Annotated in this window: 10 protein-coding genes; 4 read left to right on the top strand and 6 right to left on the bottom strand. The window is 54.9% G+C overall.

The features are described 5' to 3' along the window. Positions 1-9 precede the first annotated feature (9 nt). Positions 10-1614 (top strand): M20/M25/M40 family metallo-hydrolase, encoded by a 1605-nt coding sequence (locus NEV57_RS08920; protein WP_257657967.1) that lies wholly within the window; start codon positions 10-12, stop codon positions 1612-1614. A 51-nt stretch (positions 1615-1665) separates the two neighbouring features. Beyond that, the gene (locus NEV57_RS08915; protein ID WP_257657966.1) at positions 1666-2067 is read left to right on the top strand and encodes a YidH family protein; all 402 of its coding nucleotides are present in this window, start codon (positions 1666-1668) and stop codon (positions 2065-2067) included. Here the strand turns inward: NEV57_RS08915 and NEV57_RS08910 are convergent. From NEV57_RS08910 to NEV57_RS08885, 6 genes are all read right to left on the bottom strand, one after another. Continuing rightward, a complete protein-coding gene (locus tag NEV57_RS08910) occupies positions 2064-2543 on the bottom strand; it encodes a hypothetical protein (protein WP_257657965.1) in 480 nt (159 codons plus the stop codon). The genes NEV57_RS08915 and NEV57_RS08910 overlap by 4 nt on opposite strands. Positions 2544-2580: 37 nt before the next feature. Next, positions 2581-2802 carry a hypothetical protein gene (locus tag NEV57_RS08905; RefSeq protein WP_257657964.1) on the bottom strand — a complete coding sequence of 74 codons (222 nt, stop codon included), beginning with the start codon at positions 2800-2802 and terminating at the stop codon, positions 2581-2583. 109 nt (positions 2803-2911) lie between these two features. Further along, positions 2912-3490 (bottom strand): RdgB/HAM1 family non-canonical purine NTP pyrophosphatase, encoded by a 579-nt coding sequence (gene rdgB / locus NEV57_RS08900; protein ID WP_257657963.1) that lies wholly within the window; start codon positions 3488-3490, stop codon positions 2912-2914. Continuing rightward, positions 3487-3996 carry a uracil-DNA glycosylase family protein gene (locus tag NEV57_RS08895; RefSeq protein WP_257657962.1) on the bottom strand — a complete coding sequence of 170 codons (510 nt, stop codon included), beginning with the start codon at positions 3994-3996 and terminating at the stop codon, positions 3487-3489. The genes rdgB and NEV57_RS08895 overlap by 4 nt, the downstream gene beginning before the upstream one ends. Positions 3997-4016: 20 nt before the next feature. Further along, positions 4017-5000, bottom strand: a complete 984-nt coding sequence (locus NEV57_RS08890; RefSeq protein ID WP_257657961.1) for a deoxyhypusine synthase family protein — start codon at positions 4998-5000, stop codon at positions 4017-4019. A gap of 95 nt (positions 5001-5095) precedes the next feature. After that, entirely contained in the window at positions 5096-6193 is a 1098-nt protein-coding gene (locus NEV57_RS08885) for a mandelate racemase/muconate lactonizing enzyme family protein (protein WP_257657960.1), read from the bottom strand. Positions 6194-6428: 235 nt separating this feature from the next. Here NEV57_RS08885 and gltB point away from each other — a divergent pair, with 235 nt between their 5' ends. Both gltB and NEV57_RS08875 read left to right on the top strand, forming a co-directional pair. Next, positions 6429-10943, top strand: a complete 4515-nt coding sequence (gene gltB, locus NEV57_RS08880; protein WP_257657959.1) for a glutamate synthase large subunit — start codon at positions 6429-6431, stop codon at positions 10941-10943. Positions 10944-10963: 20 nt separating this feature from the next. Beyond that, positions 10964-12430: a glutamate synthase subunit beta gene (locus tag NEV57_RS08875; RefSeq protein WP_257657958.1), complete on the top strand. Its 1467-nt coding sequence runs from the start codon at positions 10964-10966 to the stop codon at positions 12428-12430. The last annotated feature ends 60 nt before the right edge of the window (positions 12431-12490 follow it).

The raw sequence follows: 12490 nt of genomic DNA, 5'->3' as shown, positions 1-12490 counted from the left end.
GATAATACCATGATCAATTGCCATTTGATTCCAATACCCGGCTACCGGACCAGTTCCATCTGGCTGCACCTGCTTTTCCTGCTTACCCCTTTATTGGCTGCCAGTCAGCAGGGAACGGCATCGTCCGATCCGCTGGTGACACAAATCGTGACGGAGGCCACGGAAAACTCCCAGCTGGAAAAGCTGGCCCATGAGCTGTTGGATGTGATCGGCCCCCGCCTGGTGGGAACACCACAGATGGACCTTGCCCATGAATGGGCGGTGAAGACTTACGAAGGCTGGGGCATACCCGCCCGCAATGAGCCGTTCGGTGAATGGCGTGGCTGGGAGCGCGGCATTTCCCATATTGATATGGTTTACCCACGGGTAAAAAGCCTGGCGGGCACCCAGCTGGCATGGAGTCCCTCTACCGGCGGCCGGGCGGTTGAGGGGGAGGTAATCACGCTACCTGATTTTGCCGATTCCAGCGCATTCCGCGCTTGGTTGCCCCAGGTAAAGGGGAAGCACGTACTGATATCCATACCCCAGCTGACCGGCCGGCCGGATCACAATTGGGAGGAATATGCCCGCGATGCGTCTTTTGAACGGTTAAAGGAAGCCCGTACCGCCCAAACGGAAACCTGGGTAAACCGGATGCGGAAAATCGGCCTCATGGAAATCTCCGAATATTCGCTGCCCAGTGTCCTGGAAGAAGCCGGAGCGGCGGGGATTGTGACCTCCTACTGGTCGCGGGAATTCGGATCAAACAAGATTTTCGGCGCCCGGACAACGGAAATTCCCACCGTGGATCTCTCGCTCGAAGATTACGGTATGTTATACCGACTGGCCGAAAGCGGCCATCATCCGCGGATACGCATCACGACGGAGTCCAACGAGCGCGGCATGGTCCCGATCTTCAATACCATCGCCGAAATTAAGGGCACAGAAAAACCCGGGGAGTATGTTATTTTATCGGCACACCTGGATTCGTGGGAAGGCGGAACGGGGGCAACGGACAACGGTACCGGCACCATCGCCATGATGGAGGCGGCACGGATATTGAAAAAAATACTGCCCAACCCGAAACGAACAATCCTGATCGGTCTTTGGGGCAGTGAGGAACAGGGATTGAACGGCTCCCGCGCATTTGTGCTTGACCACCCCAATATCGTGGGCAAAACACAGGCGGTTTTTAACCTCGATAACGGCACCGGGCGGGTCTCCAGCATCAATGGGTCCGGGTTTCTGCACGCTTACGATTTCCTGGACCGGTGGCTTGCTGCCGTTCCGTATGATGTCCGCGGGGATATCGAGACCACATTTCCCGGTATGCCCCCCGCCGGCGGGTCGGACCACGCGTCCTTCGTCGCAGCGGGTATTCCGGCCTTTATGCTGAGCGCCCTTTCGTGGGGGTATTCCACGATTACGTGGCATACCAACCTGGACACCTATGACAAACTGGTGTTCGATGACCTGAAATACAATGTGATCCTTGCCGCCGTACTGGCTTACCGGGCCAGCGAAGAGGCTGAGCTGGTTAACCGCGAACAGCGGGTACTTCCGGCGGCCACCGACGGGAAACGGGGTAACTGGCCGGTTATCCGGCAGCCACGGCGGAGCGGCGGAGCATTTTAGCAGGCGTATTTAACCGGCCGGCAGGGCCGTCCGTATTTTTACAGGAGGTACATGATGAATAGCAATATAAACAAGGAAAAACAGCAGGTTAAACAGCACGTAAACGATCACCTGGCCAATGAACGTACCCTGCTGGCCTGGGTGCGGACTGCCATCGGGATTATGGCATTCGGTTTTGTTGTCGTTAAATTTTCGTTGTTCGTCAGACAGGTGGGCCTGATGCTGGGACAGCAGATGCCGCTGCCCCAATACGGGTATACCGCCCCCATTGGCATTTTACTCGTTGCCGCAGGGGCGCTGTGCCTGGTGCTGGCGCTGTTCCGCTATCGCCAGACAGCCCGGCAACTGGAGCGCGGCGTATACGCACATACATCCGGCCTGCTGTACGGCATGGTCGGTTTAATCCTGGTGATCGGTGTGCTGCTCATCGGTTACCTGATCATGACCACTTAATCGGCGCGATCAGCCGCACACGGGACGGTATGAAACGCCTGACCATCGGAAAAATCAATGGTACGGCGGTCGATGAAACGATGGATTCCCGCTGTTTCCTGCCGTTCGCCGAATCCCCTGACATAGGTATCGCCCTGCACCAGAAATGCTTCCTCGGTGATGCTATGCATTCCTTCGGCGAAAAAATCGTATAACACAACCAGCGTATCGCCGTGGAGCCGGCCGCTCACCGACCCGCTGCTGCCATCAACCTGGTAGTTTTTGAAATGCAGCGTACCATTCACGCTATCCCGGTCGGTAATCAGCCGCAGGTGCACGGTATCGCGTCCGTTGACATAGCGGTAACAGGCCGTTTGGGACACGGTCCCGTTTTCAGCGGAAACCTCCCTCCGGCGTTCCGTTGCGGTATGGCAGGCCCCTATCCCGCACAGCGAAATTGCACAGATAAGCCAGCGAAGCATGGGGTTCCGGTCCATCAGCTGCATCGTATAAATTCCATTCTGCCCAATATCGTTACCGCGTCCGCTTTCCCGCAGGTATCAGCAGCAGCACCACACCCGCTGCCAGCACAATCCCGCCTACATAAGGCGGCCAGTTAACATGTTCCTTCTTATCCGCGGAAATTGCTACCGCTCCGAGGTCCACGACCTTTTCTTTGCGGGTGAATGAAAAACCGGTCCACACGAGCATTACGACGCCAATGACGACCAAAATGATTCCGAATGTTCTTGCCATAACGATTGATTTGAGGTTATTATGGTTATCAACACCGGACCGGCGGAAATGTTTGGCCACTTCCGAACCGGGGCCGGCACGCGGTCATCGGTATGGCCGTCCCAACCGGTTAATAATGGCGCTGCAGGAAATCCGCAAGCCCGGCCACGGCAATGGCCCGGTGGCTGATGGCATTTTTTTCGGCGGCGGTCATCTCGGCAAAGGTTTTGCTGAATCCCCGTGGTGTAAACAGCGGATCGTAGCCGAAGCCGCCGGTTCCCCTGCGCTCAAAGCCGATATCGCCTTCCACCGACCCCTCAAAGAAATATTCACGGTCGCCAATACGCAGCGAGATAACGGTACGGAAACGAGCATGCCGGTCCGGGTTTTCGCCCAGCCGCTGCAGCAATAGGTCAATGTTTTTTTCCATGTCCCTTGAGCCGGAATAACGCGCTGAAAAAACACCCGGCTCTTTTCCAAGTGCATCTACTTCAAGGCCCGAATCATCGGCAAAGCAATCATATTCGTAATGCGCCTGCAGGTATGCGCTTTTCTGTGCGGCATTGGCTTCAAACGTATTTCCGGTTTCAGGGATATCGTCGTTGCAGCCTACTTCGGCCAGCGTCAGGATGTGGAACCGGTCGCCCACGACAGCCTGCACTTCCTCAAGCTTATGGGCATTATTGGTGGCAAAAACAAGGGTTATCATACCAGTAACTGTTTTATGGCAGTCCAGAACTGCCGTTTCTTTTCGTCGTTGGTCAGCAATTCATCGAACGCCGCCGTCCGGAGAACCGGCAGTCCGTCGCTGTCCACCACCTGCCCTGATACGCCCGGATCCAGTCCGAATACGGCTGGCGGGGCTCCCAGGAGGACAACAGCCCGCGGTTGGAAAAAAGCGGTCAGCTGGGTTTTCTTCGGAACTTCCGGCAACCGGGCCAAATTCAGCAGCGCAATATCACCGACCGATAATTTCAGTGCCGCCAGCGTCCGGGAGAACGCATCCAGTGCCGGCGCCGACATCCACTCATGGTGCCGGTCTTCAACCAGAAAGAGATACCGGCGTTTATTCTCCCCATAAAAGACAAAATGGGGCGATTCCGTTTCATGGTCTACCCCACCGTCCGGCCGGGCTTCCGCTATCCCGAAAATGGTTTCATTCAGGAGGCAGCCCAGCGCCGTGGGATCGGCAGTCTGTATATTGGATAAGGCCATACGCTGACGGGTTAGGAAGGTTACTGGCCCAGTACCCAGGCGAAGATCAGGGGAGCGACAATCGTTGCGTCGGATTCCACAATGAACTTGGGTGTATCAATATCCAGTTTCCCCCAGGTGATTTTCTCATTGGGTACCGCACCGGAATACGAGCCGTAAGACGTCGTGGAATCCGATATCTGGCAGAAATAGCTCCAGAACGGAATATCATTCATTTCCATGTCCTGGTAAAGCATCGGTACGACACAGATCGGGAAATCACCCGCAATGCCGCCGGCGATCTGGAAAAAGCCGACACCCTTGCCACCGGAATTTTTAATGTACCAGTCGGCCAGGTACGTCATGTATTCGATCCCGCTTTTCATGGTTGACGCTTTCAGTTCACCCTTGATCACATACGAGGCGAAGATATTGCCCATCGTACTGTCTTCCCATCCCGGAACAACGATCGGCAGGTTCTTCTCCGCCGCCGCGAGCATCCACGAATTTTTCGGGTCAATTTCGTAATATTGGGTAAGCACGCCGCTGTTCAGGAGCTTGTACATGTATTCATGGGGAAAGTACCGTTCGCCCGCCGCTTCGGCTTCCTTCCATATCTTGTGGATATGCTGCTGGATGCGACGGAATGCTTCCTCTTCCGGGATACAGGTATCCGTAACGCGGTTATAATGGTTTTCCAGCAATTCCCATTCGTCCTGCGGACTCAGGTCGCGGTAATGGGGTACCCGCTTATAGTGGGAATGGGCAACCAGGTTCATGATATCTTCTTCGAGGTTTGCCCCGGTACAGCTGATGACGGATACTTTATCCTGACGGATCATTTCGGCGAGCGAAATGCCCAGTTCGGCTGTACTCATTGCACCGGCCAGGGTAATCATCATCTTCCCGCCGGCATCCAGGTGTGCCTCGTATCCCTTTGCGGCGTCTACCAGCGCCGCGGCATTGAAATGCAGGTAATTCTTCTCAAGGAATTGGGATATGGGTCCCTTTTTTGTTGCGTTCATCGTAATCGCTTGTTAATCGTAATCACTTATTAATAATAGCCTGTCTGTTACAACGAGCAAAGGTAGGGATTCGTAGGGATATGTGGAAGGCCATATTAGACCGACCAATGCGCACACTGACGGAGAAAATCCGCATCGGCATCCGCGCCGATGCCGGGCAGGTCGGGCAGCGAAAGGCGGTAGCCATCAAACTGTACCCCGTTTACGGCGGGGTCTTCCAGGTGGCCCAGCAGGCAGGTATCCATATCGAAAAACCGGACATTGGGGGCTGCATAGGCAAAATGGACTTTTGCCGATAGCGCAATACGGCTCTCCAGCATACCGCCGATCATACAGGGGATGCCCTGTGCGGATGCGGTGTCGTGGATGCGCATGGCCTCCGCAATGCCGCCCGATTTGGAAAACTTAATATTAATGTAATCGCAGGCACCGGCCGCCGCCAGGCGTTCGGCATCCCGGTGGTCATAACAGCTTTCGTCGGCCATGATGGGGATGGTGGTTTCCGTCCGCAGGCGCGGCAGCAGGTGATCGTTATACCGGCGCATCGGCTGCTCACAGAACTGGATGTCAAACGCCTGCAATCCGCGCAGGGCCATGGAGGCCTGCGGGTAGTCCCATCCCTGGTTGGCGTCGATCCGGATGGGTAACTGATCACCGACTGCCTCGCGGATCGCCCGGATGCGCCGGATGTCGTCTACCGGGTCTTTCCCGAGTTTCACCTTAAGTACCCCCGCTCCCTGGTTACGGAACGCCAGTGCCTTATCGGCCATGGTCTCCGGACTGCCCAGCCCGACCGTGATATCCGTTACGATGGGCCGCACAGTGCCTCCCAGGTATTGGTAGAGCGGCACATTGGCATGCTTGGCAGCCAGGTCGTGCAGCGCCATGTCAAATGCACTTTTGATCGTCGTATTTCCGGCAATAAAAGCATCGAGCTCAGCCAGGCGCGCGGGCATATCCAATGCATCCTTCCCCTTCCAGAGCGCCGAAAAGTCCCGGGCCAGCACCAGGCAGGTGTCCTGTGTTTCGCCCACGATCATGGGAAATGCGGAGCATTCGCCCACACCATATAAGCCGGAATCGGTAAATACCCGGATCAGGGTATTCTGTGCATACGTCATGGTTCCGGTTGCAATGGCAAACGGTTCCATTGGAATACTGAAACGGTAAATGTCGGTGTGGGTAATTTTCATTGGATGATTGTTTGGTTTGTTGTTTATTCGAACCGAAAATAGCGTTTTTTCCCTATCCGGCAAATTATTTCCTTTTTGCATAGGCAGCCATAAAACGAAAGTTGGTTTTAACAAATTATCAATAATACATACAAATAATGGCTTATTCTCAACGAAACGAATAATAATTTGAAAAAAATTAAATTATTTACACAATATTTACTAATTTAGCAATCTGTTAAGCTAACTAAAAAGAATGACTGATAGATTGAAACAACAGGAAGGGCTTTACCAACCTGATTTTGAGCGTGATGCATGTGGAGTAGGCTTCGTTGCCAGCTTAAAGGGAAACAAAACGCACAATCAGGTGCGGGATGCGTTGACCATGCTGGAAAACATGGAGCACCGGGGGGCGTGTGGCTGTGATCCCGAAAGCGGCGACGGTGCGGGCATCATGATCCAGTTGCCGCACGAGTTTCTGTGGGAAGAATGCATATCGCTGGGTATTCAGCTTAAAGAGCCGGGTTATTACGGTGTAGGCATGGTCTTTTTACCCAAAGATGCGGAAGATAACCGTCGCTGCCGCGAGCTGATAAGGGAAGCGGCTGCCGACCGGGGTATGGATTTCCTTGGTTTCAGGGAAGTGCCGGTTAATCCGGAAGGTATCGGTCCGACGGCGTTAAGCGTAGAACCCGACATCGTGCAGTTTTTTGTATCGCGTCCGGATCACATCGCCAACACCGACGACTTTGAACGTAAGCTTTATGTACTGCGCCAGCTCATTGTTAAAAATATCCGGGCAGCCGGCATACCGTCCGAAACCGTTTACATTGCCTCGCTTTCCTGCAGGGTTATTGTATATAAAGGACAGTTAACGACTTATCAGGTGGGCACGTATTTCCGTGACCTCTCGGACACACGCGTCGTATCGGCCTTCGGCCTGATACACTCCCGCTTTTCAACCAATACTTTTCCGTCCTGGCAGTTGGCCCAGCCTTTCCGTATGCTGGCCCATAACGGCGAAATCAATACGCTGACAGGCAACCTCAATTGGTTTTATGCCGGTTTGCGGTCGCTGTCATCCCCCTATTTCACCGAAGAGGAAATGCAGATTCTTCTGCCGGTGGTGGACGGCCATCAATCCGACTCGGCCTGCCTTGACAATGTAGCCGAGCTGTTGTTACACAGCGGAAGGAGCATCGCGCATGTGATGTTGATGATGGTACCCGAGGCCTGGGACGGAAACACCCAGATGGATCCCCTGAAAAAGGCATTTTACGAATACCACGCCACATTAATGGAACCCTGGGATGGGCCGGCGGCCTTGTGTTTCACCGACGGCCGGACCATCGGCGCCATGCTCGACCGGAACGGGTTGCGTCCGTTGCGGTTTGCAGTAACTTCGGACGACCGCGTAGTGGTAGCTTCCGAAGCAGGGGCACTTCCCATCGACGAAAGCCTGATCATTAAGAAAGGGCGGCAGCAACCCGGAAAGATTTTTCTGGTCGATATGGAAAAGGGCGAAATCCTGTCGGACGAGCAGGTTAAAAGCGACCTGGCAAACGCTCAGCCGTATAAAGACTGGGTACATCAGTATAAAATCCGTATGGAGGAACTGGCAGATCCGCGGGTTACCTTCACTTACCTTTCCAAAGAATCTGTATTCAAATACCAGCAGCTGTTCGGGTATTCCCGGGAAGATGTGGACGGTATCCTAGTGCCGATGGCACTCGATGGCAAGGAACCCATCGGCTCGATGGGCACCGATGTGCCGCTGGCGGTACTGTCGGAACATCCCCAACACCTATCAAGCTATTTCAAGCAGTTTTTCGCACAGGTAACCAACCCGCCGATAGACCCGATCCGGGAACGCCTGGTGATGAGTCTCACCACCTTCATCGGCAATGCAGGGAATATCCTGGCGGAAGATAAGATGCACTGCCATTGCGTGTCACTGGAGCATCCGATTTTAACCAGCCGCGAGCTGGAGAAACTGCGCAGTATCGATACCGGCGTGTTCCAGGCGAAGACGCTGCAATGTTATTTCAACGCAACGGGCAAGCCGGGAGCACTTGAAGAAGGGCTGCGCCGCCTGTGCCGTTATGCCGAAGATGCGGTGAAGGATGGGTTTGAGGTGATTATCCTCTCCGACCGCGCCATTGATTCACAGCATGCCGCCATCCCTTCGCTGCTTGCGGTATCCGCGGTACACCACCACCTCATTAAAACGGGCCATCGCGGAGCCGTGGGCCTGGTTGTGGAAGGCGGCGATATCTGGGAAGTGCATCACTTTGCCTGCCTGCTTGCTTTCGGCGCAACTGCCATCAATCCTTACATGGCACTGGCTTCCATCCGGACGCTGAAAGAGCAACAGCTGCTGGATACACCGCTCAGCTGGCCCCAACTGTCCAAAAATTACGTCAAAGCGGTATGCGGCGGACTGCTTAAAATCTTTTCAAAGATGGGTATATCGACGCTGCAGTCGTATCATGGCGCGCAGATTTTCGAAGTACTCGGCATTAATAAGCAGGTGGTTGACACCTATTTCTGCGGAGCCGTGTCGCGCATTGGCGGACTGGACCTCGACGATATTGCCCGTGAGGTACTGAGCAAGCACCACCGTGGGTTTACCAGTTCGCGCAACAGCAAGGACCTGTTGCCCGAGGGCGGTATTTATCAGTGGAAAAGACGGGGCGAGGCGCATCTGTTCAATCCGCAGACGGTACACCTGCTGCAGCAGGCTTGCCGTACGGGCGACTACGACACGTATAAAAAATATGCTGCGTTAATCAATAACCAACAGGAACGCATGTACACCCTGCGGGGATTGCTGGATTTTGCAAAACACCGCTCCGCCATCTCCATTGATGAGGTGGAGCCCGCTGAAAACATCATGAAGCGGTTTGCTACCGGGGCGATGTCTTTCGGTTCCATTTCACACGAAGCCCACAGTACGCTTGCCATTGCCATGAACCGCATCGGCGGCAAAAGCAATACCGGCGAGGGTGGCGAAGATGAGATCCGTTACCAGCGGCTTCCCAATGGTGATTCCATGCGTTCGGCCATCAAGCAGGTTGCGTCCGGACGTTTCGGGGTAACTTCGAATTACCTGACACAGGCAGACGAACTCCAGATTAAAATGGCACAGGGCGCCAAGCCCGGTGAAGGCGGTCAGCTGCCGGGGCACAAAGTAGACGACTGGATTGCGCGCGTACGGCACTCGACGCCGGGTGTGGGCCTGATCTCTCCCCCGCCCCACCACGATATCTATTCCATCGAAGACCTGGCACAGCTGATCTTCGACCTGAAAAACGCCAACCGCGAAGCCCGGATCAATGTGAAACTGGTTTCAAAGGCAGGCGTGGGCACCATTGCCGCCGGGGTAGCGAAGGCACACGCCGACGTGATCCTGATTGCCGGTTATGACGGGGGCACGGGCGCATCGCCCATCAGTTCCATTAAACATGCGGGACTGCCCTGGGAGCTCGGGCTCGCCGAATCGCACCAGACGCTGGTGAAAAACAAGCTGCGCAGCCGGGTGGTACTGCAAACCGACGGACAGCTTAAAACAGGCCGCGACATTGCCATGGCTGCCCTGCTGGGCGCCGAAGAATGGGGTGTGGCCACTGCGGCGCTGGTAGCGGGCGGATGCATCATGATGCGGAAATGCCACCTGAATACCTGCCCTGTTGGTGTAGCCACCCAGGATCCGGAGCTCCGCAAGCTGTTTTCCGGCAAGCCGGAACACATTGTGAACCTATTCAAGTTCCTGGCGGAGGAACTCCGTGAAATCATGGCCGAACTCGGATTCCGCACCATCAACGAGATGGTCGGCCGGGCGCAGTTCCTGAAAAAACGGGAAAACATCAGCCACTGGAAAGTAAACAAGCTGGACCTCTCGGGTATTCTCTATGTGGCACCGAGTGCCGCCAACGAAACGCTCTACCAGACTGAGGCGCAGGACCACGGCATGGACATGATCCTGGATTGGGGTCTCCTGAAACAGGCTGCCGCCGCATTGGACAGCAAAACACCGGTATTCGGCACTTTCGAGGTTAAGAATACCGACCGTACCATTGGTACGCTGCTTTCCAATGAAGTTTCCAAGCGTTACGGCAGCGAAGGGCTTCCCGACAATACCATTAACTATAAGTTCATGGGATCAGCCGGCCAGAGCTTCGGTGCATTTGCCACCAAGGGCCTGTCTTTTGAGCTGGAGGGTGAAGCGAACGATTATGTGGGTAAGGGATTATCCGGCGCACAGCTGGCCATCTATCCGGCAGCCTCCAGTCCGCTGGTACCGCATGAAAACATCATCATCGGCAACGTTGCCCTCTACGGAGCCACTTCCGGAAACCTCTTTGTATGCGGCCAGGCCGGCGAACGGTTTGCTGTACGCAACTCGGGCGCCACGGCAGTGGTAGAGGGTGTAGGCGACCACGGATGCGAATACATGACAGGGGGACGCGCACTGATCCTCGGTGGAACCGGGCGTAACTTTGCGGCCGGAATGAGCGGGGGTATTGCATGGGTATACGACACCGAAGGCACTTTCAGGGACAATTGCAATACGGAAATGGTGGACCTCGATCCGCTGGAAGCGACGGACGAAACCGAAATCACCGCATTGCTCAAGCGCCATATCCACCTGACAGGCAGCAAGCGGGCTGCTTATATTCTCAAAAACTGGAAGAAGGAAAAGACATGCTTTATCAAGGTATTCCCAAGGGAATACAAACATGCGCTGCGGTCAAAATTAGTAGAGGCATAAACGACATTTAGTAAGAAAAGATGGGAAAACCAACCGGATTTAAGGAGTTTGAACGGGTACTTCCAAAAAAGGACACCGTTGAAAAACGGAAAAAGAATTACAAAGAGTTTGTACAGGCGTACAGCGACGAGGAGCTGAACCATCAGGCTGCCAGGTGCATGAACTGCGGCATCCCCTTCTGCCACTCGGGCTGCCCGTTGGGCAATGTGATCCCCGAATTCAATGATGCGGTATACGATGGTCGCTGGGAGGAAGCCTACCGGATCCTGGTATCGACCAATAACTTCCCGGAATTTACGGGAAGGATATGCCCGGCACCCTGCGAATCGGCCTGTGTGCTCGGCATCAATAAACCGCCTGTAGCCATCGAGGAAATCGAGAAGCACATCATTGAAATTGCGTTCAAAAAGGAATTCGTTAAAGCGCGCCCGATGCATTTAAAGACTGGCAAGCGGGTTGCAGTCATTGGCAGCGGGCCAGCCGGCCTTGCCGCGGCAGCGCAGCTGACCAAGGTAGGCCACGAGGTAACGGTGTATGAACGGGACGATAAACCCGGTGGACTGCTGCGCTATGGCATTCCTGATTTTAAGCTGGATAAGTGGGTCATTGACCGCCGGATCAAACTGATGGAAGAGGAAGGTGTGGTGTTCCGTTGCAATGCTGAAGTAGGCCGGAATGTGCCGGCCAGCGAGCTGCAGGATTACGACGCCGTGGTATTGGCCGGCGGATCGACCATTCCCCGCGACCTCCCCATTCCGGGGCGGGAATTAAACGGGGCACACTTTGCCATGGAGTTTCTCAAACAGCAAAACAAACGGGTGGGTGAGTCACCTGTTGACGAAGCGGACATCCTGGCCACCGGAAAAAACGTATTGGTTATCGGCGGCGGCGACACCGGTTCGGACTGCGTAGGTACCTCAAACCGCCATGGTGCCAAAACCGTCACTCAGTTTGAGCTGATGCCACAGCCTCCCAGGGAGCGCACCGATGCCATGCCCTGGCCCAATTACCCCATGCTACTGAAGACCACGACGTCACATGAAGAAGGTTGCGAACGCTTCTGGGGTATCGCTACCAAGGAATTTGTTGGCGACGGACACGGAAACTTAAAAGGCGTTCGCATCGTCGACCTGGCCTGGGAGCAGGATGCGCTGGGCCGGCCGGTCAGGTTTAAGGAAGTAGCGGAGTCAGCGCGGGAGATTCCCTGTGAGCTGGTGCTGCTGGCCATGGGATTCCTCCATCCACAGCACGAAGGACTGCTGCAGCAACTCGGTGTGGAGCTGGATGAGCGCGGGAACGTACGGGCACAGGAAGGGGTTTACCAGACGTCGGCCGACCGTATTTTCGTAGCCGGCGATATGCGCCGCGGCCAATCGCTCGTCGTATGGGCGATCTCGGAAGGCCGGGAATGTGCACGGAAGGTAGATGAATACCTGATGGGATATTCCGAACTGGAAAGCAAGGATGCCGTATTCAGTTACGCATAACCTGCCGGTTGTTTAACGTATTGTATTATTGTGTGTACCTGCCGGGGCGGAATCCGCTCC

Source organism: Parapedobacter lycopersici, from assembly GCF_024643285.1.
Lineage (GTDB): Bacteria > Bacteroidota > Bacteroidia > Sphingobacteriales > Sphingobacteriaceae > Parapedobacter > Parapedobacter lycopersici.
Note: the sequence above shows the minus strand (reverse complement) of the source record. Positions and strands in the feature narration are given on the sequence as shown.

Bases quoted from the DNA above. Each gene is read 5' to 3' on its own strand.
- gltB (WP_257657959.1), top strand. From the start codon at position 6,429: ATGACTGATAGATTGAAACAACAGGAAGGGCTTTACCAACCTGATTTT.
- rdgB (WP_257657963.1), bottom strand. From the start codon at position 3,490: ATGATAACCCTTGTTTTTGCCACCAATAATGCCCATAAGCTTGAGGAA.
- NEV57_RS08905 (WP_257657964.1), bottom strand. From the start codon at position 2,802: ATGGCAAGAACATTCGGAATCATTTTGGTCGTCATTGGCGTCGTAATG.
- NEV57_RS08890 (WP_257657961.1), bottom strand. From the start codon at position 5,000: ATGAACGCAACAAAAAAGGGACCCATATCCCAATTCCTTGAGAAGAAT.
- NEV57_RS08895 (WP_257657962.1), bottom strand. From the start codon at position 3,996: ATGGCCTTATCCAATATACAGACTGCCGATCCCACGGCGCTGGGCTGC.
- NEV57_RS08910 (WP_257657965.1), bottom strand. From the start codon at position 2,543: ATGGACCGGAACCCCATGCTTCGCTGGCTTATCTGTGCAATTTCGCTG.
- NEV57_RS08920 (WP_257657967.1), top strand. From the start codon at position 10: ATGATCAATTGCCATTTGATTCCAATACCCGGCTACCGGACCAGTTCC.
- NEV57_RS08885 (WP_257657960.1), bottom strand. From the start codon at position 6,193: ATGAAAATTACCCACACCGACATTTACCGTTTCAGTATTCCAATGGAA.
- NEV57_RS08915 (WP_257657966.1), top strand. From the start codon at position 1,666: ATGATGAATAGCAATATAAACAAGGAAAAACAGCAGGTTAAACAGCAC.
- NEV57_RS08875 (WP_257657958.1), top strand. From the start codon at position 10,964: ATGGGAAAACCAACCGGATTTAAGGAGTTTGAACGGGTACTTCCAAAA.